The sequence below is a fragment of the Deefgea piscis genome, assembly GCF_019665785.1.
In the GTDB taxonomy this organism is placed as follows: Bacteria; Pseudomonadota; Gammaproteobacteria; order Burkholderiales; family Chitinibacteraceae; genus Deefgea.
Genome location: NZ_CP081149.1, coordinates 278,096 through 300,629, shown reverse-complemented (window position 1 = coordinate 300,629; position 22,534 = coordinate 278,096). Strand labels below are relative to the sequence as shown.

The 22,534-nt window shown below is 50.0% G+C and carries 26 protein-coding genes; 18 read left to right on the top strand and 8 right to left on the bottom strand.

Annotated features, from left to right (window positions below; translation table 11 throughout):
* Window positions 1-522: 522 nt before the first annotated feature.
* Complete coding sequence (corA, locus tag K4H25_RS01435) at window positions 523-1,485, top strand: magnesium/cobalt transporter CorA (protein WP_221021699.1); 963 nt, start codon at window positions 523-525, stop codon at window positions 1,483-1,485.
* A gap of 367 nt (window positions 1,486-1,852) precedes the next feature.
* Here the strand turns inward: corA and K4H25_RS01430 are convergent, their stop codons facing one another.
* The gene (locus tag K4H25_RS01430; protein WP_221021698.1) at window positions 1,853-2,488 is read right to left on the bottom strand and encodes a TetR family transcriptional regulator; all 636 of its coding nucleotides are present in this window, start codon (window positions 2,486-2,488) and stop codon (window positions 1,853-1,855) included.
* Between the two features lie 128 nt (window positions 2,489-2,616).
* Between K4H25_RS01430 and K4H25_RS01425 the strand changes: the two genes are divergently transcribed.
* Window positions 2,617-3,975: an MATE family efflux transporter gene (locus K4H25_RS01425; protein WP_221021697.1), complete on the top strand. Its 1,359-nt coding sequence runs from the start codon at window positions 2,617-2,619 to the stop codon at window positions 3,973-3,975.
* Between the two features lie 375 nt (window positions 3,976-4,350).
* Here K4H25_RS01425 and aroG read toward each other — a convergent pair whose 3' ends face one another.
* From aroG to K4H25_RS01405, 4 genes are all read right to left on the bottom strand, one after another.
* Window positions 4,351-5,409: a 3-deoxy-7-phosphoheptulonate synthase AroG gene (gene aroG, locus K4H25_RS01420; protein WP_221021696.1), complete on the bottom strand. Its 1,059-nt coding sequence runs from the start codon at window positions 5,407-5,409 to the stop codon at window positions 4,351-4,353.
* Between the two features lie 304 nt (window positions 5,410-5,713).
* On the bottom strand, window positions 5,714-6,127 hold the full coding sequence (locus K4H25_RS01415; protein WP_221021695.1) for a Fur family transcriptional regulator: 414 nt from the start codon (window positions 6,125-6,127) through the stop codon (window positions 5,714-5,716).
* A 1-nt stretch (window position 6,128) separates the two neighbouring features.
* Window positions 6,129-6,545 carry an RNA polymerase-binding protein DksA gene (dksA, locus tag K4H25_RS01410; protein WP_173532727.1) on the bottom strand — a complete coding sequence of 139 codons (417 nt, stop codon included), beginning with the start codon at window positions 6,543-6,545 and terminating at the stop codon, window positions 6,129-6,131.
* Window positions 6,546-6,697: 152 nt separating this feature from the next.
* The gene (locus tag K4H25_RS01405; RefSeq protein ID WP_255587897.1) at window positions 6,698-7,003 is read right to left on the bottom strand and encodes a c-type cytochrome; all 306 of its coding nucleotides are present in this window, start codon (window positions 7,001-7,003) and stop codon (window positions 6,698-6,700) included.
* Window positions 7,004-7,156: 153 nt separating this feature from the next.
* On the opposite strand from K4H25_RS01405, the gene K4H25_RS01400 reads away from it, so the two are divergent.
* From K4H25_RS01400 to K4H25_RS01325, 16 genes are all read left to right on the top strand, one after another.
* Complete coding sequence (locus tag K4H25_RS01400; RefSeq protein WP_221021694.1) at window positions 7,157-7,999, top strand: energy transducer TonB; 843 nt, start codon at window positions 7,157-7,159, stop codon at window positions 7,997-7,999.
* Window positions 7,999-8,520 (top strand): crossover junction endodeoxyribonuclease RuvC, encoded by a 522-nt coding sequence (ruvC, locus tag K4H25_RS01395; protein ID WP_173532724.1) that lies wholly within the window; start codon window positions 7,999-8,001, stop codon window positions 8,518-8,520. The genes K4H25_RS01400 and ruvC overlap by 1 nt, the downstream gene beginning before the upstream one ends.
* Before the next feature lie 267 nt (window positions 8,521-8,787).
* The gene (locus K4H25_RS01390; protein WP_221021693.1) at window positions 8,788-9,255 is read left to right on the top strand and encodes a hypothetical protein; all 468 of its coding nucleotides are present in this window, start codon (window positions 8,788-8,790) and stop codon (window positions 9,253-9,255) included.
* 75 nt (window positions 9,256-9,330) lie between these two features.
* A complete protein-coding gene (locus tag K4H25_RS01385) occupies window positions 9,331-9,966 on the top strand; it encodes a phosphatase PAP2 family protein (RefSeq protein WP_221021692.1) in 636 nt (211 codons plus the stop codon).
* A gap of 169 nt (window positions 9,967-10,135) precedes the next feature.
* On the top strand, window positions 10,136-10,729 hold the full coding sequence (gene ruvA, locus K4H25_RS01380) for a Holliday junction branch migration protein RuvA (protein ID WP_221021691.1): 594 nt from the start codon (window positions 10,136-10,138) through the stop codon (window positions 10,727-10,729).
* Window positions 10,730-10,825: 96 nt separating this feature from the next.
* On the top strand, window positions 10,826-11,866 hold the full coding sequence (ruvB, locus tag K4H25_RS01375) for a Holliday junction branch migration DNA helicase RuvB (protein WP_221021690.1): 1,041 nt from the start codon (window positions 10,826-10,828) through the stop codon (window positions 11,864-11,866).
* A gap of 294 nt (window positions 11,867-12,160) precedes the next feature.
* The gene (gene tolQ / locus K4H25_RS01370) at window positions 12,161-12,838 is read left to right on the top strand and encodes a protein TolQ (RefSeq protein WP_173532719.1); all 678 of its coding nucleotides are present in this window, start codon (window positions 12,161-12,163) and stop codon (window positions 12,836-12,838) included.
* Between the two features lie 136 nt (window positions 12,839-12,974).
* Window positions 12,975-13,388, top strand: a complete 414-nt coding sequence (locus K4H25_RS01365) for a biopolymer transporter ExbD (protein WP_221021689.1) — start codon at window positions 12,975-12,977, stop codon at window positions 13,386-13,388.
* Window positions 13,388-14,278 carry a cell envelope integrity protein TolA gene (gene tolA / locus K4H25_RS01360; protein ID WP_221021688.1) on the top strand — a complete coding sequence of 297 codons (891 nt, stop codon included), beginning with the start codon at window positions 13,388-13,390 and terminating at the stop codon, window positions 14,276-14,278. The genes K4H25_RS01365 and tolA overlap by 1 nt, the downstream gene beginning before the upstream one ends.
* Window positions 14,279-14,295: 17 nt before the next feature.
* Window positions 14,296-15,567: a Tol-Pal system beta propeller repeat protein TolB gene (gene tolB, locus K4H25_RS01355; protein WP_221021687.1), complete on the top strand. Its 1,272-nt coding sequence runs from the start codon at window positions 14,296-14,298 to the stop codon at window positions 15,565-15,567.
* A 135-nt stretch (window positions 15,568-15,702) separates the two neighbouring features.
* Window positions 15,703-16,242, top strand: a complete 540-nt coding sequence (gene pal, locus K4H25_RS01350; protein ID WP_221021686.1) for a peptidoglycan-associated lipoprotein Pal — start codon at window positions 15,703-15,705, stop codon at window positions 16,240-16,242.
* 93 nt (window positions 16,243-16,335) lie between these two features.
* Window positions 16,336-17,079 carry a tol-pal system protein YbgF gene (ybgF, locus tag K4H25_RS01345; RefSeq protein WP_221021685.1) on the top strand — a complete coding sequence of 248 codons (744 nt, stop codon included), beginning with the start codon at window positions 16,336-16,338 and terminating at the stop codon, window positions 17,077-17,079.
* Window positions 17,080-17,205: 126 nt separating this feature from the next.
* Window positions 17,206-17,850, top strand: a complete 645-nt coding sequence (gene queE / locus K4H25_RS01340) for a 7-carboxy-7-deazaguanine synthase QueE (protein ID WP_255587894.1) — start codon at window positions 17,206-17,208, stop codon at window positions 17,848-17,850.
* 51 nt (window positions 17,851-17,901) lie between these two features.
* Window positions 17,902-19,233: a chloride channel protein gene (locus tag K4H25_RS01335; protein ID WP_221021683.1), complete on the top strand. Its 1,332-nt coding sequence runs from the start codon at window positions 17,902-17,904 to the stop codon at window positions 19,231-19,233.
* On the top strand, window positions 19,230-19,916 hold the full coding sequence (gene queC, locus K4H25_RS01330; protein WP_247646437.1) for a 7-cyano-7-deazaguanine synthase QueC: 687 nt from the start codon (window positions 19,230-19,232) through the stop codon (window positions 19,914-19,916). Before K4H25_RS01335 ends, queC begins: the two co-directional genes overlap by 4 nt.
* A gap of 42 nt (window positions 19,917-19,958) precedes the next feature.
* Window positions 19,959-20,744, top strand: a complete 786-nt coding sequence (locus K4H25_RS01325) for a 5'-methylthioadenosine/adenosylhomocysteine nucleosidase (RefSeq protein ID WP_221021682.1) — start codon at window positions 19,959-19,961, stop codon at window positions 20,742-20,744.
* 104 nt (window positions 20,745-20,848) lie between these two features.
* On the opposite strand, the gene K4H25_RS01320 is transcribed toward K4H25_RS01325, so the two are convergent.
* Genes K4H25_RS01320 through K4H25_RS01310 form a run of 3 tightly spaced genes read right to left on the bottom strand, consistent with a single transcriptional unit; the run spans window position 20,849 to window position 22,376 of the window.
* Entirely contained in the window at window positions 20,849-21,160 is a 312-nt protein-coding gene (locus K4H25_RS01320) for a DUF2845 domain-containing protein (protein WP_221021681.1), read from the bottom strand.
* Window positions 21,157-21,615 (bottom strand): threonine/serine exporter family protein, encoded by a 459-nt coding sequence (locus K4H25_RS01315; RefSeq protein ID WP_221021680.1) that lies wholly within the window; start codon window positions 21,613-21,615, stop codon window positions 21,157-21,159. Before K4H25_RS01315 ends, K4H25_RS01320 begins: the two co-directional genes overlap by 4 nt.
* 2 nt (window positions 21,616-21,617) lie before the next feature.
* Window positions 21,618-22,376 carry a threonine/serine exporter family protein gene (locus tag K4H25_RS01310; RefSeq protein WP_221021679.1) on the bottom strand — a complete coding sequence of 253 codons (759 nt, stop codon included), beginning with the start codon at window positions 22,374-22,376 and terminating at the stop codon, window positions 21,618-21,620.
* Window positions 22,377-22,534: the final 158 nt, after the last annotated feature.

Here is a 22,534-nt window from a genome sequence, read left to right as displayed (position 1 = left end):
CGGCTTGAAGCACCAAGCCGCGACTCAAATCATTTCAGCGCGCCAGCAGCGTTAATCCGAGTCCTTATTAAGCGCCGTGAATATGAAGTGAAACTTAAGCTTCGGCATTGACCTGAACACGCCCTGTCGTTGACTTACAAATTGGCGCTGGCTGACGATGGTGTTTGTTGAGCTTTTGTCGAAAATGACTGCGCCAATTCGCGAATGCCGTTCACTTAAGCCAAGTGAGCGGCATTTTTTTCTCGATTTCATTGCTGGTGTCGCTTTTGACGCCAAGGTACCGAGAAAATCAATCGAAAAACTCTGAATTTCCTCCGCGCCTCTGCGTCAGGTTTTCAGGGTTTATCGTTAAGTGAACTGTATTTGCGCCAATTCGCGGTATTTGGATGACGGTTGCCGTATTGGGGCGATGGTACGAATGGATGCAATTTGTCGTGTGCAGCAGGGCAAATTGCCTGTAACGCAGCGGCTTGCGCGGCGTATAATCGGCGCGTTTGCCGCTTTAACCTTTCAAGGCTCATTATGCTCAATGCCTTTGTACTGTCTGCTGGTCGTTTAATTCAGGTGCCTGCCTTGGTACCCGAGGATTTATCGCGCCCCGAAGTGTTGTGGGTCGATATGGTCGATCCCACCGACGACGAGCGTGAATTAGTGCAAAAGGTGTTTAAGCTCGAACTGCCCGAAGACGAAGAAGTTAAAGACTTGGAAGAGTCTGCGCGCTGTTATGTCGATGAAAACGGCGTACATATCAGTTCGTTTTTTCTATCGCATTCTGAAGACGAATACGCCAACGTCACGGTGTCGTTTTTGCTCAATCAAGGGCGCTTACTGACTATTCGCCAAGACGAGCTGGCGGTGTTTCGTTTGTTTCGTTTACGCGCCCGCGTTCAGCCGGGCTTTGTCTCGACTGCGCAAGAGATTTTGCTGGCGATTTACGATGCCGCCGTTGAGTACGACGCCGATGTACTTGAAGAAATTTATACCCAGCTCGATGGCGTGAGCCGCCGAGTGCTCGATCGCAGCGCCGAAATGACCGATGAAATCATGGGCCAAGCGCTGGCTGAGCTGGCTGGCCACGAAGACATTAACGGTAAAGTGCGCCTCGATTTAATGGACACACGCCGCGCGCTGTCGTTTTTGCTGCGTAGCCGCGTATTGGCCACCGCGCAAGAGGGCGATTTGCGCGAAGTGCTGCGCGATTTGGAATCACTCAATAACCACAGCGCGTTTTTGTTCGACAAGATTAACTTCTTGATGGACGCGGTGATGGGTTTGATTAATCTGGCGCAAAATAAAATCATCAAGATTTTTTCGATTGCCAGCGTGGTGTTTCTACCGCCCACCTTGGTTGCCTCAATCTACGGGATGAATTTTGCCCACATGCCCGAGCTCGCCGAAAGCTGGGGCTACCCCGCCGCTTTGGTGCTGATGGTGCTATCCGGCATCTCACCGTATTGGTTCTTTAAACGTAAGGGTTGGTTGTAGGTATCTGGCTGTAGCCTAGTTTGAGTATTGGCTACGTAGATATACTGCTGAGCATTGTTGGGTGTTAGTGCCTGCGGCACGGGTGTTTTACAGTCGCAGTCCGCGACGGGGACCCTCTTTCTTTGACTCGCCAAAGAAAGAGGGGGAAAGAAAGGCGACCCGAGCGCGCCCAGCTCCGCTGTGCCCTCGATCGATCGTGAGCCAAACGATAATGCTGTTTGTCTCTCTCCTCACTCGGTGCGCTTGGACGGGTTTCTAAGCCCCAGCCCGACGAGCGCGGCACGGCATCAAATCTGAAATCACCCGATGATCAAAGCCGGTTTAACTATGGATGTGCGCCCATCGACACGTAATCTGAAAAGCCCGACTAATCTACGCTACATTGTAAATGCGGCGCATTTTTTAGGCTGCTGACGGCATTGCGCAGTAGGCGTTCGCAATCGCTGGCGGCGGCGTTAGGGCGCTCGGGGTAAAAGTCTTGCAGCAAATCATATAAACCATCAAACACCGTATGCAGATACAGATTACTTAGCCGCAAATCGAGCGTACTGGGTAATGCTTGCTGCGCGACGGCGCGGCGTAATAGCCGCAGGCTGTAATGCATCGAGCGTTTGGTGATGAGGTCGCGGTGCCGAATCAGCGGCATGTTTTCCGCGCTGCGCTCGCAGCGGTAATACAAAATGCTAATCACGGTTTGAATCGAGCCCGATTGATTAAATAAATTCAGATAATACATGCCGGTTTGCACCAAGGCTTCGAGGGCATCGCTGCTACTGGGGGTGAATTGCATTGCTGCGTGCGCCAGCATGCGATCGCTCATGGCTTTGCAAACGTCGATTTTATTGGGGTAATGCCCATAGACCGCACCGCGGGATACTTGGGCCGCATTGGCAATCTCGGCCATGGTGGTTTGCGCAATACCTTGTTTAAAAAACACTTGTTCGGCGGCGTCTAAAATCGCATCACGGGTTTTTTGCGCGTCTTCTTTGGTTTTTCTGGCCATGATTACCCTTGTTCAACCCACCTTAATCAGTCGGTAATTATTGCATGAATTTAATTAATCGTGCGTGATTGATTAAATGCTACGATGGCGACTTTATTGACTTTGCACCCTGTGTGCATTGAGATTGTATGTCATCACAAGCAATGGCCGATTTAAATCAACTGCCGGTAAAAACTCAATTTTGGCGCTATGTGCTGCCCTCGATCGCCGGGATGTTGGTGGTCAGTTTAGATGTATTGATCGACGGGATTTTTGTTGGCCGTTATGTGGGCGCGCATGCGCTCGCCGCGATTAATTTGGTGTATCCCATCGTAATGCTGCAGATTGGCTTGGGCACGATGGTCAGTATGGGGGCGGCAACGCGGATTTCGATTTTGCAAGGCGCAGGGCAAACCGCTGCCGCGCGGCAAACCTTGGTTAATACGCTGATTATTATTGCTCTGCTGGGTATTGCTCTACCCGCTATTGGTATCAGCCAGTTGGAGCGAATACTGGTGTTACTAAATGCCGATAATGCAGCGAGTGTTTTGCATGAAGCGCGCTCGTATTTGCGCTTTATGCTGTGGGGCGCCGTGGTGAATATTGGCCAGATTGCGGCGATTTTTTTGATTCGCAATGATGGTCAGCCTAGGTTGGCCACGGTGCTGGTGATTTTTAGTGCTTTGAGCAATATCGCTTTAAATTATCTATTTTTGGTGCATTTTCAGCTGGGTTTGGCAGGCGCGGCGATGGCCACGCTGCTGATTGAGGGCTTTATTACGCTGGCGGGATTAGTGTATTTCTTTAGCCCGATGGCGCATTTACGCTTGGTGCTGGCCGATTTAAGCGCCGATTGGGCGAGTATGCCAGCGATGCTGAAACTGGGCGTTTCGAGCTTATTAATGGAGGGTAATTTGGCGCTACTGATGTTTGCGCATAATTATCAGCTATTGGAATACGGTAAGGGCAATGATGTCGCCGCATATGCGATTGCCGGTTATACCGAGGCGGTATTTATTTTGCTGATTCACGGTTTGGCGATGGGGATGCAACCTTTATTAAGCTACGCGACTGGCGCTAAAGACGACGAACGCATGGCGCATATTTTAAGCTATGGTTTGCGGGTGAGTTTGGCGATTAGTGTGGTGCTGCTGATCACGGTGCAGCTGTTTCCGGCGGCAATTGCATCGCTGTATATTGGCAACGATCCCGCCTTGGTTACGTTGGCAACGGAGGCGTTACAGCTCCATCTATTTGCCTTGCCGTTTGATGGCATCTTGATTGTGGGCGTGATTGCTTTGCAAGCGATGGCGCTAACGCGCTTAGCCATGGTGGGTACCTTGGGTAAAACACTGCTATTGATTCCGGCGCTATGCTTAATGCCGCAATGGTGGGGAGTCACCGGTATTTATACGGCCTTGCCGCTGGTGAATATGCTGCTAGGCAGCATCATTGGCTTGGTGCTGTGGCAGCAGTTACGTCGGTTGAGAAAAGCCGCGCTTAAATGATAAAAACCCGCCAATTGGAAATACGGTTCACTTAACGACAAGCCCTAAAAACCTGACGCAGAGACGCAGAGACGCAGAGACGCAGAGGCGCGGAGGAAATGCAGGGTTTTTCAATTTATTTTCTCTGCGCCTTTGCGTCAAAAGCGACACCAGCAATGAGATCGAGGAAAAAAATGCCGCTCACTTGGCTTAAGTGAACGGCATTACCGCCAATTGGAAACACGGTTCACTTAACGACAAACCCTGAAAACCTGACGCAGAGACGCCGAGGAAATTCAGGGTTTTTCAATTGATTTTCTCTGCGCCTTTGCGTCTCTGCGTCAAAAATTTTTCTGCAGTGACCGGTGGTGATTTTTGCGTGGCAATTAGCGTCAATTAAGCCAAAGCGCGGCGTTGAGCAACGGCGGCGGCTAGATCACTGAGTACGGTTTCGGTGGCATCCCAGCCGATACAGGCATCGGTAATTGATTGACCGTAAGTGAGCTCTTTACCCGCGCCATCGTCTTGACGACCTTCAACCAAATGGCTTTCGACCATCACGCCAAAAATCGCAGCACTGCCAGCGGCGATTTGGGCGCAAGTGTCTGCGCAAACCACGCTTTGGCGGCGGTAGTCTTTGCTGCTATTGCCGTGGCTAAAGTCGATCATGATTTTAGGCGCTAAACCCGCTTTGCTGAGCTCTTCAGCGGCAGCGCGCACATGGCTTTCTTCGTAATTTGGCGTTTTGCCACCGCGCAAAATCACGTGGCAATCAGGATTGCCGCCGGTGCCAACAATCGCTGAATGACCATATTTGGTAACCGACAAGAAATGATGCGGCTGACCGGCGGATTTGATCGCGTCAAAAGCAATTTTAAGATTGCCATCGGTACCGTTTTTAAAGCCAACTGGGCAAGACAAACCTGACGCCAGTTCACGATGCACTTGTGATTCAGTGGTGCGAGCGCCAATCGCGCCCCAGCTCATTAAATCAGCAACGTATTGCGGCGTGATCATGTCGAGAAACTCACCGGCAGTCGGTAGACCAAGGTTGTTTAAATCGACTAATAATTTACGCGCAATGCGCAGGCCTTCATTGATATTGAAGCTGCCATTTAGGAATGGATCGTTAATCAACCCTTTCCAGCCGACGGTGGTGCGCGGTTTTTCAAAGTAAACGCGCATCACGACTTCAAGGTGATCTTTATATTGTTCGCGCAGTTTGACTAAGCGATGACCATATTCAATCGCCGATTTTGGATCGTGAATTGAGCAAGGGCCGATGATGACCAACAGGCGATCATCTTTGCCAGTGAGCATGTGATGAATCGCTTGGCGCGTTTCAAACACCGCAGTTGAAGCCAGCTCGTTGACTGGATATTTTTCAATCACAGCCACTGGCGGTAGTAATTCTTTAATTTCGCGGATACGGACGTCGTCGGTTTGGTATTGCATGTGATCTTTCCCTGCCAGCGGCTGCCATGACGGCATTTATTCTTAGAAAAGACCTAGATTAAAGACTAATGCTAGTCAGTTCAAGGAAATATCCATTAAAGCATGCAAAGGTGTTGCTTCATCAAATGTGTCGGGTGTGCAAAGCTGCTGGGTTTGCGTACGCGCAGACCATAGGCAAATCATCGCCTTCGAATAGCGCCAAATCATCGCCATCACGTGCGCCAAGGCGCACCTTACAAATCTATAGGCATTATCAATGGGGCAATGCGAATAAGTCGTGAGTAGCAATCGATGGAGCGCGGACTTATTTTAAGCAGCTGGCGCAGACGCCTTTGACGGTGATTTCAACCGCGTCGATTAAAAATTGCGCAGGAACGGTGAGGGATAAATCGGTGCTGACATGCTCAAGGCAGTAAAAACGCCCGCAGCGGGTGCATTGAAAATGCGCGTGTTGATGCGGTTTGGAGGCGACCGAAAAACGCCAAACGCGATCGTCTCCGGCGAGTTTATGCGCCAAAGCCATGTCGGTTAGCCAATCGAGTACGCGATACACCGTCACCCGATCGGCGTCGGGATCGAGTGTGGTTAAGACATCTTGATGTGACAACGGGCGTTGGGCGGTGAGTAGAACGGCCAAAATATTAACCCGCGCTGCGGTGACGCGCGCGCGGGTTTGTTTGATCAGTTCGCTCGCTTGCGCTTGCGCTGTCTGATTCATTTTAGTCTGCGTATTGCTTTTTCTGACGTTCGCGGCGCTCTTGCGCTTCAACGGTTAAAGACGCTGTTGGACGTGCCAAAAGGCGCAATAAACCGATTGGTTCGCCAGTGTCTTCACAAAAACCGTAGTTGTTGGCGTCAATATTGCGCAGCGTTGAGTCGATTTTCAACAGCAATTTGCGTTCACGATCACGGGTACGCAGTTCAAGTGCGTATTCTTCTTCGAGTGTTGCGCGGTCCGCCGGATCAGGCGTGGCTTCTTGTTCTTGCAAATGATTGGTCGTTTGCGTCGCGTTGGCGACCAATTCTTCCTTCATTTGCACCAAACGCTCGCGAAAAAACTCGAGTTGGTCCGCATTCATATAATCATCTTCTGAACCTTTCCAGTTGATGATGTCTTGTTCTGTGAGCTTGGCCATGTTTCTCTTCTCGCTTATCTGTAAACCATTACTGAGGTAATCGCTGCTGATCAGCGCTTACATATGATGAAACAGTAAATGGGGAAGCAGCTTAATCAACAACGCATTGTTATGCAATACACCATTTATCACACTTTTGTTAATCTTTTGTCTTATTGCGCTAAAACCCAGCGAATGATAGTGCGTAAATCTTTATCATCAATTTGCTGTGCCGGCATCGGAATCGGTCCCCATTTGCCGCCTGGCAAGCCTTTGCGGACTTCGGCCATCAACATTTCTTCGGCGCCTTTTTGGCCTTTGTACTTGGCAGCGACCTCTTTATACGATGGACCAACAATCTTTTTATCGATTGAATGACACGCCAAACAGTTGTATTTTGCCGCCACTTTTGCACCATCATCAGCCGCAAGCGCGGGCGTAGCCAGTAAGGCAGAAATTAATACCAGTCGCAACATCATCGAATCCCTTAAAGAAATAAGTGTTTCCTTTATTCTACTCCGCTTCCTCTAAACCTAGGGTGCTGCGTAAGCCGAGTGTCGGCTGTGCTACACTCGCGCGGTTAAAGCTTGGGTTTAGATTAGGAATAGAAAATGGATCGGCGGGAGCGTTTTATGGCAATGGCCATTGGTTTTTCAATCATTGCGCATGCCTTTCCAATTTTTGGCATCCAATTTGTGATGCCCGATCCACGGCAGTTTTTATCACAACAGCCTTTGGATATTGTGCTGGTGAATCAAAAAACCAAAACTCGGCCAACGAAAACCGACGTTGAAGCGCAAGCCGACCTCGATGGCGGTGGCAATACCGATGCTGCCAATCATCGGGTGAAATCCCCGTTACCTGCCGATAGCCGTGTGCCATCTCCTGAGTTAGAACAAATCGAATCGCAGCAAAAGCAGCTGGAAGCACGCGCTGAGCAGCTATTAACCCAGCTAAAAAATAATCCTAGCTTGAGTAATGCTGGCAAAAATAGCCCCGATCAGCAGCAAGGTCAGGGGCAAGCGGCAGAAACTCGCAAGCAACAAGATCTACAAATGGCCGGTTTAGCCGCGCAAATTGATAAGCAAAATCACGATTATCAAAGTAAACCACGTAAAGCGTTTGTTGGCGCGCGCGCCAGACAAACTAGCGTAGCGGTGTATATGGACGACTGGCGGCAAAGAATCGAGAAAGTCGGCACGCTGGCCTATCCGGTCGACAGCCATGGCAATAAAATCTATGGGCAGCTGCGCGTAACGGTGGAGATTGCTGCCGATGGTCGTTTGCTGCATACCGAGATTGATAAATCATCGGGCAATTCGCAATTAGACGCTGCGGCACTACGGATTTTAAAAATGTCATCGCCGTTTAAAAAACTGCCACCCGATATGCTCGATGCCGCAGGTAAACCCGCTCAAATTCTCGTGATTACCCGCACGTGGACTTTTGAGCGCCAAGCGACGTCGATTAACTGATGCGTATCCTCGGCATCGACCCCGGCTCGCGCACCACTGGTTTTGGTGTGATTGATGTGGTGGGACAAAATCGTATTTATGTGGCATCGGGCTGTATCAAAACCCAAGGCGGGCCGCTGCCCGAGCGCATTAAAATTATCCTCGACGGGATCGCCGAAATTATCCGCACCTATCAGCCCGATGAATCGGCGGTGGAACAAGTATTCGTCAACGTCAACCCTGCCGCCACCTTGATGCTCGGCCAAGCGCGTGGCGCTGCGGTCGCGGCCCTGGTGTTGGCTAACTTGCCGGTTGCTGACTACACCGCGCTGCAAGTCAAGCAAGCGGTGGTGGGCAATGGCCACGCTGATAAAGAACAAGTTGGCCTGATGGTGCAGCGGCATTTGCGGCTATCGGGCGTACCACAAGCCGACGCCGCCGACGCGCTTGGCGTGGCGCTAACCCACGCTCAACACAGCGGCGGCATTGCCAAAAAGTTAATGGAATATCAACTCTCAATGAAACGCGGGCGTATGGCGTAGTGTGGCATGTTCAGATTTGGTGTTGATGCGTTAAATCACACCCCTTGAGTTGCGCGACTGCAGCGCCTTCCCCCTTGATGGGGGAAGGGTGGGATGGGGGTGTTGAGCGGTGCGCCGGCGTATCACCCTCACCCTAGCCCTCTCCCATCAAGGGAGAGGGAAGGCAGCGATGCTTTAACCACCATCAACACCTCATCTGAACCACACAAAATATATACAGGTTTATCTACATAACCATTTATTCACAAAGTCTAGAGGCCAATACCTATGACTATCAATGATTACGCGCTGTGGCGTGGGCTGCATGTGTTGGGCGTGGTGTTGTGGATTGGCGGCTTGGCCTTTGTGACGACGATTTTGATTCCGGCGCTGCGCCGCAGCGGTAATGATTATGCTTTGTTTGAAAAGCTCGAGCATCGTTTTGGCTTGCAGGCCAAATTCACTACGCAAATTGTGCTGATTTCGGGCTTGGCGATGTTGTATCTCAGCGATACTTGGTCGCGGTTGGCCGATACCTGGTGGCTATGGGCGATGATTATCACATGGGGTATCTTTAGCTTGATGTTGTTTGTGCTGGAGCCGTGGCTGATACATCGCTGGTTAAAGCGTAAAGCACAGCTTGATCCAGCGGCAACGATGCGCTTGTTGCAACGATTGCATTACGCTTTACTCGCACTCAGTTTGCTCACCGTTGGCGCTGGCGTAGTCGGGGCGCATGGCGGCGCTTGGTTTTAAATGCGTATGACTTATTACCTACATTGTCATTTTCAGCTCAGTTAGAATCGCGCAAAATTGATTTGGAATAATTAAATGCGCTCTTTTAGCTTACGGCAACATCATAACATTCAAGCCGTGCGACGTTTTCAATGGCTGGCCATCGGCGGTATGTCGCTATTGCTCCTGCTGATTTTGTCGCTGGATCGTGCTAACTTAAATACCCTCGACGTGGCGATGAGCCAAGCTTTGTATAGCGGCCCTGTGCGTTTAAGCCAGATCTTGGCAGCGCTGATGAGCTTTAGCGGTTCGCTGTTGTTGGCCTTGGTGTTGGCTGCCTACTTTTGGCGACAAGATCGGCTGGCGGCCATCAGTTTACCGCTGAGCGTTGGTGCGTGTTGGGCCTTAGCGGCAGCAATTAAATACACGGTGCACAGACCTCGACCCGAGCTGCTGCATTTGGCGCACGCGAGTTCGCCCTCGTTTCCCAGTGGCCATTCGATGGCGGCGTGGACGCTGTCGATGATGCTGGCGTTTATTTTTGCGCAGCGCTATCCCGAGCGGCAAAGTCTTTTTTATTGCTTGGCGCTGCTGTTTGCGCTGGTGTGTGGCTTATCGCGCGTGGCTTTAGGCGTGCATTATTTTAGTGATGTGCTGGCGGGCTTTGCTGCGGCCACGTTGATTGTGGCGCTTTTTGTCATGCGCTACGCCAAATCAGCGCGGGATTTTTAGTTGATAGTGGCTTATTTGCGGCCCACTGATTTCAAAGTGAACGAACGTGCTGTGTTCGCTGTTACAATTGAGTGCATTGATAGCTCGGCCGCAGGCTAGAGCGCCGTGTTGCCGACTGTCGTGATGATGAGTTGGCGACGCTTTTGCCCCACTTTAAGGAAATCAGCGCATGATCGGACGTCTTACTGGCCTTATTCTCGAAAAACAGCCGCCGCATATTGTGATTGACGTGAATGGCGTTGGTTATGAAGTGGATGTGCCGATGAGCACTTTTTATGTGCTGCCGCATTTGGGTGAAAAAACCACGCTGTTTACGCATTTATTGGTGCGCGAAGACGCGCAATTGCTGTACGGTTTTGCCAGTAAAGACGAGCGCAATAGCTTTCGCACCCTAATTAAAGTTTCGGGCATTGGTGCCAAAATTGCCTTGGCGATTTTATCGGGCATGGGCGCTGATGAGTTAGCTAGCGCGGTGGCCGCCGAAGACATTAAGCGCCTATCGACCATCCCCGGCATCGGTAAAAAAACTGCCGAGCGTTTGGTGCTTGAATTACGCGGTAAGCTCGCGACCAGCAGCTTAACCAGCACGCCAGGCGGTCTGCCATTTGCTACCACGCCGGATGATCGAAGTGATATTCTCAACGCCTTGCTGGCCTTGGGCTACAACGAGCGCGAAGCCAATATGGCAATGAAAGCACTGCCGCTGGATGCTGATGTTTCTACTGGCATTCGGATGGCGCTTAAATCGTTGGCCAAAGGCTAAGGCGTTTGCATCGCCCACTGCTTAGCAGCATGGTATTGAGTTGCAGCCTTTGATTTTCATTGGCTAGGTTCAGATACATCACTAAAAGTAAAAACCATGATCGAAACTGACTCGCTGTTTTCAGCTCCGCCGCCCGATCGATTGATTGCGGCGCAAAAAATTTCTAGCAATGAAGACGCGCAAGAGCGGGCTTTACGGCCTAAATTGCTCGACGAATACGTCGGGCAAATGAAGGCGCGCGGCCAGCTGGAGATTTTTATCGAAGCGGCGAAAAAGCGCGGCGAAGCGCTCGATCATGTGTTGTTGTTTGGCCCGCCGGGCTTGGGCAAGACCACGCTTGCGCATATTATCTCCCGCGAATTGGGGGTGAATTTGCGGCAAACGTCGGGGCCAGTACTGGAGCGTGCTGGCGATTTGGCCGCATTGCTGACCAATCTTGAGCCGCACGACGTATTGTTTATTGATGAAATCCATCGACTCTCGCCTGTGGTGGAAGAAATCCTCTACCCAGCGCTCGAAGACTTTCAGCTCGATATTATGATTGGCGAAGGCCCTGCGGCGCGCTCAGTCAAACTGGATCTGCCGCCGTTTACCTTGATTGGCGCGACCACGCGCGCTGGTATGTTGACCAATCCACTACGTGATCGCTTTGGGATTGTGGCGCGCTTAGAGTTTTATACGCCGGAAGAGCTCACCCGCATCGTAACGCGTTCAGCCAGCTTGATGCAGGTCGAGATGAACGAAGAGGGCGCATTTGAAGTGGCGCGTCGCTCACGCGGCACGCCGCGAATTGCCAATCGATTATTACGACGGGTGCGCGACTTTGCCGAGGTGAAACACGATGGCAAAGTCACTCGCGAAGTGGCCGACGCAGCGCTGCAAATGCTCGACGTTGATCATGCCGGTTTGGATGTGATGGATAGAAAAGTATTACGCGCTATTTTGGATAAATTTGCCGGTGGCCCCGTGGGCTTGGACAATGTGGCGGCGGCGATTGGTGAATCGTCTGATACCATCGAAGAAGTGATTGAGCCGTATTTAATTCAGCAAGGCTTTTTGCAGCGCACGCCGCGTGGTCGAATGGCGACTTTAAGTGCCTATTTACATTTTGGATTGGAAGCGCCAAAAACGGAGTGATCGACAACTTCGTGTAAATAATACGCAATTTATGCCATTCCATTAAATCTTCATCGATTGACCGCGGATAAATCCCGTAAAATAAGTAAACTTTTTGTGGTCCGGCCGCTCCAATTGGCGATGTGACCGTATCCTATTGCCAACGCGGCTGCTTGGCCGAGACAATCAGCGTGCCAAGTCGATTGCAATATCACAGCGGCGTTGCGCGCTTCGTTGGCGAATCAATTTTTTTACCTTAAATGCAAAATCGAGCAGTGACTCGAGGTTGCTGAGCCCTATTTGGAGTTTTGCTACATGGCACCTGTTGAAGATATGTCGATTATTAGCTTGGTGTTGCAAGCGAGCTTTGTCGTTCAGATGGTGATGGTGTTATTGCTGGCGCTGTCATTCATGTCGTGGTGGCATATTTTTACCAAGCATTTCACCATCAGTACCGCCAAAAAACACACCGATGAGTTTGAAGATCGCTTTTGGGGTGGTTCGGACTTGAACGCCTTGTATGAGCAGGTGAAACACAGCCGCAACAATATCGGCATGGAAAAAATCTTTATGGCCGGTTTTAGTGAGTTTTTAAAATTGCGCCAAAAATCGGGCATGGAATTATCCGATGTCATGGAAGGCACGCGGCGCGCGATGCGAGCGTCTTGCCAGCGTGAGCTTGATTATTTAGATAAGCACACTTCGTTTTTGGCCTCGGTCGGCTCAGTCAGCCCCTACATTGGTTTGTTTGGTACGGTGTGGGGGATTATGTATGCGTTTAAAGGCTTGGGTAATGTTGGCCAAGCCACTTTAGCCACCGTGGCGCCGCATATTGCCGAGGCTTTGGTGGCCACAGCGATTGGCTTATTTGCCGCGATTCCTGCCGTGGTGGCGTATAACCGCTTTGCGCATGATGTGGATCGTTTAGCCGGTCGTTTTGATACGTTTATTGAAGAATTCTCCAATGTGTTGCAACGCCAAATTGGGCGCTAAGTACAACAAATATTGAACCACCGCGGCGCAGAGGCGCAGAGAAAAACAACTTCGATTTTGAATTTCTCCGTGCCTCGGTGTCTCTGTGCTTTAAGACTTAGCTGTTCATTGTCGCCATATTCTAAGGAATGCTCTTATGGCTCGTCGCCCTCGCCGTGCTAAGAATGAAATTAATGTCGTGCCCTATGTTGATGTGATGTTGGTGCTATTGGTGATCTTTATGGTGGCCGCACCAGGAATGCCTTCAGGTTTGGTCGAGCTGCCTTCAGCTGGCAAATCAAGCCAGCAAGTGACCGGCAATCCAATGACGGTGGATATTGATAAAGATGGTGCGATTTCGCTCAAAGACGGTCAAGAAGTTACGTCTTATCCCGACGCCAAGGCGCTCGCTGCGGCAATTAAAATCAAAGTGGATGCTGCCGCCGGAACTGAGCGTCCCGTGGTAATCGCTGCGGATAAAAATGTTCGCTACGACGCCGTGATGCAAACCACCGATGCGTTACGCATGGCCGAAATCCCCCGAGTTGCTTTACAGGTATCACAGCAGTAATGAAGCCAAATCAATCCAATTATCCGTCTGAACATCAAGGACTCGCGCTGGTTTTAGCCATCGCGATGCATTTGCTGTTGCTCGGATTATTGCTGTTTTCTGTGCAATGGAAAACCAAGCAGCCCGATCCTGTGGTGGTCGAATTATGGGGCGCGCCGCCGCCTGCTCCTGTGCGCCAGCCTGTGGTTGAAGCTAAACCGGAGCGCAAAGTGGTGGCGAAAGTTGAGCCGCAAATTGATCCAGTCAAAGCGCCGGATGTGGTGACGGAAAAAATCAAAGCTAAGCCAACCGCCACCGCGAAACCAACGCCAACACCGACGGTCAAACCGACGGCAACGCCAAGCGCTAAACCAACCGCCAAACCGAAGCCGACCCCGGTAGCGACGGCCAAGCCAAGCGTAGCGCCGCCGCCAGCCAAAGCCAGCACCGCGCCGAAAAAAGCCGAAGTGAAAAAACCGAAGAGCGAATTAGAAAGCGTCTTGGGCTTTGATAATTTATTAGGTGCCGATACGCAGAGCAAACCCAATCCTAACGCCAAAGCCGGCGGGAAAGTCGGTGGCACTGGCGATACCGTTGGCGCGACGGGTGGCGCGGGTAAAGGCAAGGGTTCGGGCGTGGGCGAGGGCTATGCGCGTGGCGTGGGGCAAGATATTAAACAGAAGATTGTTTATACCCCAAGCAATCAAAATCCACGCGTGACGTATAAGATTCATTTATTGCCAAGCGGTGAGATTCGCCAGATTGAGTTAATCAAGGCCAGTGGCGACCCGAAATGGGATGAAGCGGTGAAGCGCGCAATTCAGTTGTATGCGCCATTCCCAAAACCGCCAGCTGGCGCCACATTTAATGATTACCGTGATATTCGCTGGGAATTTTCCCCCAAAGAGTAATGACTTAGGAGAATAGTGTGCTGCAACGTGTATTTCGTCAGTTGACCTTTTTACTCTTGCTCGCCAGCAGTGTGGCGCAAGCGGATATGACCATCGAAGTGGTTGGCGTAGGTAGCCAGCAGTATCCGATTGCGATTTTGCCATTTCAAAATGAGCAGCCCGATCGACAGTCAGTTACGCCAGTGATTGCCAGCGATTTAAATACCAGTGGGGTGTTTAAGGTGTTGAACTTTAATGATCCTAGCTTGCGGGCATATACCCCTTCAACGCTAAATTATTCAGCGCTGCAATCCGGTGGCGCGCAGTACGCGGTGATTGGGCAGTTGCTCAATGATGGCGGCCAAGTGTTGGTTAAATTCTGGTTGATTGATGTGGCCAGCAAGCAAGAGCTCATTGCGTTTGAAAAACGCGGCAGCCCGAATCAATTGCGCCGGATTAGCCATCAAATTGCCGATATGATTTACGCCAAAATCACCGGCAACCCGGGCGCTTTTGCTTCACGAATTGCGTATGTGTTGAAAAACGGCAAGAGCTATCAATTGCAAGTGGCCGATGCTGATGGCTATGGCGCGCAAACGGTATTGAAATCCAGAATGCCGATTATGTCGCCAAAATGGTCGCCCGATGGTGGCAAGCTGGCTTACGTATCATTTGAATTAGAAAAACCCGTGGTGTATGTGCATGAATTAGCTACCGGTAAGCGTTGGACTGCGGCGAATTTTAAAGGCAGTAATTCAGCGCCAGCTTGGTCGCCCGATGGTCGTCAATTGGCGGTGGTCTTGACTAAAGATGGCGGCAGCCAAATCTTTATCGTGAATGTCGACGGCAGCAATCCGCGCCGCGTTAGCCAAGGTGGTGAAATTAATACGGAACCGACGTTCACTGCCGATGGTCGAAGCATTCTGTTTACTTCAGATCGTGGCGGTAGCCCGCAAATTTATCGTTCAAGTGTGAATGGCGGCAATGCCGAGCGGCTGACTTTTTCGGGCGCTTACAATGCCAGCGCGAAAGTCTCGCCTGATGGTAAATATATGACTTACATTACCCGCGATAACGGGTATCGTGTTGCTGTCATGGATTTGAATACGCGGCGTAGCAATATCTTAACGTCAAGCAATATGGACGACTCTCCGTCGTTTGCACCCAATAGTGCGATGATTTTGTACGAAACTGATATTGGTCGCCGTGGCACATTGGCGATTGTTTCTAGCGATGGCAAAGTGAAGCAACGCTTGAAGTCGCCTAACGGTGAGGTTCGCCAGCCAGCTTGGGGGCCGATGCTGCGGTAATTGCGCCAAAATCGTTCAGTTAAGGGGTTTACAAGCAGTTTGTAGAGCCCTTGACTGTATTTTTGGCCTGGCTGCTTAGCCATGAAACAGCGGCATCAGCACCTTGCACAATTTTTTTAATGGAGAAATAAGTAAATGAAAAAAATCGCTCTCAGTATCATGATGGCCGCATTGTTAGGCGCTTGTTCAACCACACCACCGGCAGCGATTGTTGATCCTGCTGCGGGTAATGCAGGCAAAGACGCAAATAGCAGCGAAATCAAAACGATCGATACCAGCAAAACCAGCGGTAAGTCGATGTACCCAGAATTGACCGATCCAAACAATGTGTTGTCACAACGTCGGGTTTATTTTGATTACGATTCGTATGTGGTTCGTCCAGACTTTAATGAAATGGTGCAAGCGCACGCTAAGTTTTTGTTGAACCACAAAGACGTTAAAATCATCTTGCAAGGCAATACCGATAACCGCGGTACCGCTGAATACAATTTGGCTTTAGGTCAAAAGCGCGCTGAAGCAGTGAACTCAATGCTTAAAGCTTTGGGCGTGCCAGCTGGCCAAATCGAAGCTGTGAGCTTTGGTGAAGAGCGTCCGCTAGAAAACGGTGATACTGATGAAGCATGGGAACGTAATCGCCGTGCCGACATCGTTTACGCTGGTGAACAAAGCCAATAATTGACTGCGAGTTGGCGATTTATTCCGCTAGCGTCATCCGCACAAGCCCCGCCGGTCGGGGTTTGTGCTTTTTATAAGAATACGGATTAACTTATGACCCACTTCAAAAAAAGTCTGATTGCTTTGGCATTATTGGCTTGGAGCGCGCATTCTCAGGCCGGTTTATTTGATGACAATGTAGCTCGCCAGCAAGTACTCGATTTGACCAATAAAGTGCAAACTTTGCAGCAGCAAAATCAAATGCGAATTGATCAGCTGGAAGCCGGTAATAAACAAATTCTCAATTTGGTGCGCCAAATTGAGCTGCAAAAAGATGAATTGGCCAAACTCAATGGCCAAAATGAAGTGCTGCAATTTAATTTAAATGAAGCAATTCAGCGCCAAAAAGATTTGTATATCGATTTGGATAATCGTTTACGCGCGATTGAACAAGGTAAAGCCGAGATTAAAGCCGGCCAACAAGCTAATGAGCAAGGCAGTTTTGATGCCGCAGTGGCCTTGGTGCAAGCCAAAAAATTTAAAGACGCGAGCGCGGCGTTAAATAAATTTGCGACTGAATTTCCTCAAAGCGACAAACTGCCCGCAGCGCAATATTGGCTGGGCACGAGTTATGCGATGAGTAAAGATTATAAATCTGCGACTACTGCGTTTAAAAACGTGATAGAAAACGCGCCAACTGACCCGAAAGCGGCGGATGCTTTGCTAGGTTTGGCATCCGTAGCGGCGGCGATGGGCGACAAAAAAACCTCGCGCAATTATCTGATTACGATTATTGAGCAATATCCACAATCAGATGCGGCAGTGCGCGCCAAGAAAGCATTGATGGCACCCAATTAAGCCTTTATGCGCTTGGGGAATTGTTACCTGCTGTAAAAATGATTTCGGTATAAAATAGCACCTCGGCATCGATCATCGATGCCGTTTTTTATTCCCCCGGACTGTATTCCGGCTAGGAGATTGGTAATGCGTACGACCCTTAGAATCACTGAAATATTCCATTCGCTGCAAGGCGAAACTCGCCGTATGGGTTTACCGACGGTGTTTGTTCGCCTAACCGGCTGCCCAATGCGTTGCGGTTATTGCGATAGCGCCTATGCGTTTACCGGCGGTAAAACAGTAGAAATCGACGTCGTCATGCAGCAAATCCGCGATTTTGGCTGTAAAACGATATGTGTCACTGGCGGCGAGCCTTTGGCACAAAAAGCGGTGCATCTTTTATTTCAACAACTATGCGATGAAGGTTTTGACGTGAGCGTTGAAACCGGCGGCGGTCAGCCGATTGATACGGTGGATTCACGCGTGTCACGGGTGTTGGATATCAAAACGCCGGGTTCTGGCGAGATGCACAATATGCATTGGCCCAATGTCGATGCAGTGAATCAAAACGATGAAATCAAATTTGTTTTGGTCGATCGCGCCGATTATGAATGGGCGCGCGATAAAGTGCGTGCCGAACAACTCGATCTACGTGCGCCGGTGATTTTCTCTCCGGTTTGGGAAAGCCTCAAACCCGCCGATTTGGCGCAATGGGTGATTGATGATCGCTTGCCGGTGCGAGTTCAAGTGCAATTGCATAAAATCCTCTGGGGCGACAAACCAGGGGTATAGGCTAGCAAGCCAACACAATCGTAGTTCAGCTGAATATACCTAGGATATCCGATGGTCTTTAAGCGTTTATTGGTCAAGCTGTATCATTTGCCCAGTCGCAGTCGAACCACCATTGCTTTGTGGTTAGGCGCGGCAATCGTTGGGCTGGTGGCTTTTTTGCTGGCGAGCGCGGCCGATTGGGCGTTCGCTGGCTTTAGCGCGATGCAGCAAAAATGGTGGTGGTGGCCGTTGCTGTCTTTGCCATTAGGCGGGATGGCGATTCGCTGGATTATGGAGCACATTGGCTCTGGCGCTCAGGGCAGCGGGATTCCGCAGGCGCAAGCCGCTTTGCAGCTCAATCATGATGTAGGGCAGATCGAGCGTTTATTGTCATTGCGAATTGCCGTCGCTAAATTCATCGGCATTGTGTTGGGACTCGGTAGTGGTTTTGTGTTGGGCCGCGAAGGGCCAACGGTGCAAATCGGCGCGAGTATTATGTTTGCTTGCCGCAAGCTGCTACCGATTGATGATCCGGTTTTTCGCCGGCAATTAATTTTGGCGGGGGGCGCAGCGGGGATTGCAGCAGCGTTTAATACCCCGTTGGCGGGGATTGTGTTTGCTTTTGAAGAGCTGGCGCGCTCGGTGGAAGAAAAAACTTCGGGCAAATTGCTCGGCGCGGTGATTTTGGCGGGCTTGGTCTCCTTGGCTTTGCAGGGTGATTACGTTTATTTTGGCAAAATTCATGTGCCGCCGTTTAGTTATTCTATTTTGTTACCGTTGGTGTTGATTGCGGTATTGGCCGGCTTAATTGGCGGGGCTTTTTCTTGGCTTTGTGTGAATGTATCGACTTGGATGCCACCCAAGATTAAGGATTACCGGCAATACCACCCGTATTATTTTATTGCTGCCTGCGGATTTTTAATTGGGCTGTGTGGTTTGATCGCGCCGATTTATGGCAGCGGTGCTGAAATCACCAGCGAAGTGATTGCGGGGCATACCGAGTTGGCGTGGTACTTTTTGCCGCTTAAATTCATTGGGCAATTAGGCACGTTTTTAACTGGATTACCGGGTGGGATTTTTGCGCCATCATTGAGTTTGGGCGCGGGGATTGGCAGTTGGTTTGTGCCATTTTTTGATCCTGAGCTCAAAATTAAGTTGATTGCCTTGGGCATGGTGGCGGCATTGGCTGCGATTACTCGAGCGCCACTAACGTCGGCGATTATTTTGATGGAAATGACCGATGGCCACGATATGGTGATTTCCATCATGATCTCGGCGATGATCGCTTCGAGCGTGGCCCGAATTTATAAAACGAATTTATATCATGATCTCGCGGAACAAGTGCTTGCCGGATTAAGCCAAGCGGCAAGTGCGCAAACGAGTCAAAAAGAGAAGTCAAAATGATGAAGAAAAAAGCAGTTATTTTATTGTCGGGTGGTTTGGATTCTGCAACGTGTTTGGCGATTGCCAAAGCCAAGGGCTTTGATTGCTATGCATTGTCGTTTGATTATGGCCAACGGCATAATGCTGAATTGCAAGCAGCAGCGCGGGTGGCAAAAGCTTTAGGCGCGATTGAGCATCGGGTAATTAAGATTGATTTGGCGGGCTTTGGCGGTTCGGCGCTGACTGACGCTAATATTGCGATGCCAGTCGATGGGATTGAAGTCGAAAACGAAATTCCAGTGACTTACGTGCCGGCACGCAATACCGTGTTATTGTCGTTTGCCTTGGCCTGGTCAGAAGTGCTAAAAGCGGATGATATTTTTATTGGTGTGAATGCGGTGGATTATTCGGGTTACCCCGATTGCCGCCCAGAGTATATTTCAGCCTTTCAAGCGATGGCACGTTTGGCGACTAAAGTGGGCGTTGAAGGCTCTTCGCTAAATATTCATACGCCGCTGATTCGTTGGTCAAAAGCCGAAATCGTTACTGAAGGTCAGAAATTGGGCGTTGATTACAGTTTGACGGTGACTTGCTATCAGGCCAATGATCAAGGCGAGGCGTGTGGGGTGTGTGATGCTTGTCGTTTGCGCGCCGCTGGTTTTGCGGCAGCAAATATGGCGGATCCAACGCGCTACGCAGCTTAAATTTTTTTCGGCCGATGATGGCCATTCTTTTTATTGGTTTTTATGTCAAATTCAATTAAACATCGCCTTGGTTTGGTTTTTGCCATGGTCGAAGAGCAGCAAGGTCTTACTCAGTATTTGCAAGATGCACACACGCAAACCGTGGGTAATCGTGAATACATCACCGGTACTTTATGGGGCGTGCCTTGTGTTTGCGTCTTATCTGGGATTGGTAAAGTGGCGGCATCCAGTACCGTAACTAGCTTGATTCAGCAATTTGGCGTGTCGCACATTGTGTTGAGCGGCGTTGCTGGCGCGGCGGATCATGGTTTAAGCGTTGGTGATATTGTGATCGCCGATCAGCTGATTCAGCATGATATGAATGTATCGCCCATGCTACCGAAGTTTGAAATTCCACGTACTGGCAAAAGCCGTTTTGATAGCTGCTCTGATTTGAGTACGCAATTGCGCAGTGCCGCTGAGCATTTTTTAGCCAATGAATTTGCTGAAAAAATTAGCAGTGAATCGCAGCAGCAATTTGCTTTAAATCGCGTCAATATTGTGAATGGTTTGATTGGTAGTGGTGATCAATTTATTAATGATATGCAAGTGTTGGCTGGCTTAAAGCTGGAACTGCCGGATTTATTAGCGGTTGAAATGGAAGGCGCAGCGATTGCTCAGGTTTGTGATGATTACCAAATCCCATTTGCGATTATGCGAACGATTTCTGACGAAGCTAATGACAGCGCACCGCTGGATTTTAAATTGTTTATTGACGAAGTCGCGGCGCAATACAGCATCGGTATTTTGCGCCAGTTTTGCGCGCAATGGACGAATGCCAATCGCTAATTGCAGCGAATAAGAAAAAAGCCATTCATTGTTGAATGGCTTTTTTTATGGGTATATCGACCAATAGTATTAAATTCATTGCCTGTATTTAGATACCCATGGCATTAGTAGCCATAACCCAATTCATGAATTTGCGTTACATCCCCCGCAATAAAGCGGACTTTGGCCATAAAGCGATTGGGGCCAAAATTGTAAATCCATTCGGTATAGACCTGCTCGCCACCATTGCGGCGATAGCCACGAGAATCGATATACGTTAACGGCATGGTGTATTGCTGCGCTTCTGTGGGTTCGCCACAATATTGTTCAACTCGGCGCATTGAGTCGCCAACGTCGATTAATGCTTGATTGCAACGCAAACTGGCAGCCACCATTGGGCTGACTAAACAAGCGCATAACACCATGGCGTATTTCATGTTGAATTCCTTTTTGGCCACAATAAAAGTGGCGCAGCAATGCCAAATGCCAGCGCTAAGACAATCATCACAGCTTTTACCCCACTCACACCTGCAGTAATGAGCAATGCTTGACCGGTTTCCGTCGCAGGTAGGCTGGCAATGCCCAATAAAGCTTGCACTGATTTATACATATACGTGCCGGGCACCATTGGAATTGCGGCGCTGATGGCATAGATAATGGCCGGTTCATTACGCCGAGTCGACCACCATTCGGCAATTAAGCCGATTAAGATCGCTGCGGCTAAGGTAGCAAAAACGATATCACCTTGTAATAACACTACCCATTTTCTTGCCGCATGCCCCAAAACTGCCAAGCCAGCGCACAGCCATAAAGCACGTGGCGGTACATTAAATAACAGCGCAAAGCCCAAAGCCGCCGGCGCCGCCCATAATTCTAGAAGCCAAGTGTGCATCTTTATATCCCCAAGATCCGCAATGCCAAGCTAACCCCAATGGCAATCCCCAGCACAATCACGCCACTCATGGCAAAGCGCACCATACCGTTTAGATAATTGGCATTGAGTAAATCGGATGCGCCATTAATGAGTGGTACGCCAGGAATTAAAAACAAGACTGAGGCGGCTAAAGCTGCCTCAGGCGTTTGCGTCCAATGGCTGAGTAAGCCAGTAGTGAGCAGGGCGACAAAGCTGGCGGCAGTGGCAAACACCGATGGTTTGAAATGACGCAGAACACAGTAAAAACGCACCATCATGCCCAGCGTTGCGCCGAATGTGGTGATCATGATGGCCGCGCTATCACCGCCAAATAAGGCCGCAAAGCTGCCGCAAGATAGACCAACCAAGATAATGATCAGCCAACGCGGATAGTGAACTGGCTTTTGCGCCATTTCATCTAGCGCTTGCTGCGCCAACTCGGGATTGGCCTCGCCTTGCTCAACGGCACAGAGCCACTGATTCAGCGTGGTGAGTAAAGCAAAATTGGCTCCCATATGCGGTGCTTTGCGAAAGCCAGTTTCTCGCTCACTACCCCATTCGATGGTGGCACCAATATTGGTTGAAGAAATAATGACTTCAACCCGCGCAGCGCCAAGCGCTTTTGCCGTGCGCTGAATAATTAAAGAAGTGCGGTGCGTTCCCGCCCCCGATTGATGCGCGAGCAAACCAGCTTGTAAAGCAATGGTGAGAACGGACGCGAGAGATTGGCTTGGTTTCATGTTAACCATGATAAACAAAGCCGCCTTATCGATCTTGGGATCTATCAAAAATTCGCCATAAACCTACAGTCAAATACCGCCAGTTGCCATTGAACTAGCAAAAATAACCAACTATCAGGCGATACAGTAAAAGTGAGGCACAGCGCTTATATTGGGCA

Excerpts from the sequence above, each read along its gene's own strand:
- corA (WP_221021699.1), top strand. The coding sequence starts at position 523 with ATGCTCAATGCCTTTGTACTGTCTGCTGGTCGTTTAATTCAGGTGCCT.
- K4H25_RS01430 (WP_221021698.1), bottom strand. The coding sequence starts at position 2,488 with ATGGCCAGAAAAACCAAAGAAGACGCGCAAAAAACCCGTGATGCGATT.
- K4H25_RS01425 (WP_221021697.1), top strand. The coding sequence starts at position 2,617 with ATGTCATCACAAGCAATGGCCGATTTAAATCAACTGCCGGTAAAAACT.
- aroG (WP_221021696.1), bottom strand. The coding sequence starts at position 5,409 with ATGCAATACCAAACCGACGACGTCCGTATCCGCGAAATTAAAGAATTA.
- K4H25_RS01415 (WP_221021695.1), bottom strand. The coding sequence starts at position 6,127 with ATGAATCAGACAGCGCAAGCGCAAGCGAGCGAACTGATCAAACAAACC.
- dksA (WP_173532727.1), bottom strand. The coding sequence starts at position 6,545 with ATGGCCAAGCTCACAGAACAAGACATCATCAACTGGAAAGGTTCAGAA.
- K4H25_RS01405 (WP_255587897.1), bottom strand. The coding sequence starts at position 7,003 with ATGATGTTGCGACTGGTATTAATTTCTGCCTTACTGGCTACGCCCGCG.
- K4H25_RS01400 (WP_221021694.1), top strand. The coding sequence starts at position 7,157 with ATGGCAATGGCCATTGGTTTTTCAATCATTGCGCATGCCTTTCCAATT.
- ruvC (WP_173532724.1), top strand. The coding sequence starts at position 7,999 with ATGCGTATCCTCGGCATCGACCCCGGCTCGCGCACCACTGGTTTTGGT.
- K4H25_RS01390 (WP_221021693.1), top strand. The coding sequence starts at position 8,788 with ATGACTATCAATGATTACGCGCTGTGGCGTGGGCTGCATGTGTTGGGC.
- K4H25_RS01385 (WP_221021692.1), top strand. The coding sequence starts at position 9,331 with ATGCGCTCTTTTAGCTTACGGCAACATCATAACATTCAAGCCGTGCGA.
- ruvA (WP_221021691.1), top strand. The coding sequence starts at position 10,136 with ATGATCGGACGTCTTACTGGCCTTATTCTCGAAAAACAGCCGCCGCAT.
- ruvB (WP_221021690.1), top strand. The coding sequence starts at position 10,826 with ATGATCGAAACTGACTCGCTGTTTTCAGCTCCGCCGCCCGATCGATTG.
- tolQ (WP_173532719.1), top strand. The coding sequence starts at position 12,161 with ATGGCACCTGTTGAAGATATGTCGATTATTAGCTTGGTGTTGCAAGCG.
- K4H25_RS01365 (WP_221021689.1), top strand. The coding sequence starts at position 12,975 with ATGGCTCGTCGCCCTCGCCGTGCTAAGAATGAAATTAATGTCGTGCCC.
- tolA (WP_221021688.1), top strand. The coding sequence starts at position 13,388 with ATGAAGCCAAATCAATCCAATTATCCGTCTGAACATCAAGGACTCGCG.
- pal (WP_221021686.1), top strand. The coding sequence starts at position 15,703 with ATGAAAAAAATCGCTCTCAGTATCATGATGGCCGCATTGTTAGGCGCT.
- ybgF (WP_221021685.1), top strand. The coding sequence starts at position 16,336 with ATGACCCACTTCAAAAAAAGTCTGATTGCTTTGGCATTATTGGCTTGG.
- queE (WP_255587894.1), top strand. The coding sequence starts at position 17,206 with ATGCGTACGACCCTTAGAATCACTGAAATATTCCATTCGCTGCAAGGC.
- K4H25_RS01335 (WP_221021683.1), top strand. The coding sequence starts at position 17,902 with ATGGTCTTTAAGCGTTTATTGGTCAAGCTGTATCATTTGCCCAGTCGC.
- queC (WP_247646437.1), top strand. The coding sequence starts at position 19,230 with ATGATGAAGAAAAAAGCAGTTATTTTATTGTCGGGTGGTTTGGATTCT.
- K4H25_RS01325 (WP_221021682.1), top strand. The coding sequence starts at position 19,959 with ATGTCAAATTCAATTAAACATCGCCTTGGTTTGGTTTTTGCCATGGTC.
- K4H25_RS01320 (WP_221021681.1), bottom strand. The coding sequence starts at position 21,160 with ATGAAATACGCCATGGTGTTATGCGCTTGTTTAGTCAGCCCAATGGTG.
- K4H25_RS01315 (WP_221021680.1), bottom strand. The coding sequence starts at position 21,615 with ATGCACACTTGGCTTCTAGAATTATGGGCGGCGCCGGCGGCTTTGGGC.
- K4H25_RS01310 (WP_221021679.1), bottom strand. The coding sequence starts at position 22,376 with ATGAAACCAAGCCAATCTCTCGCGTCCGTTCTCACCATTGCTTTACAA.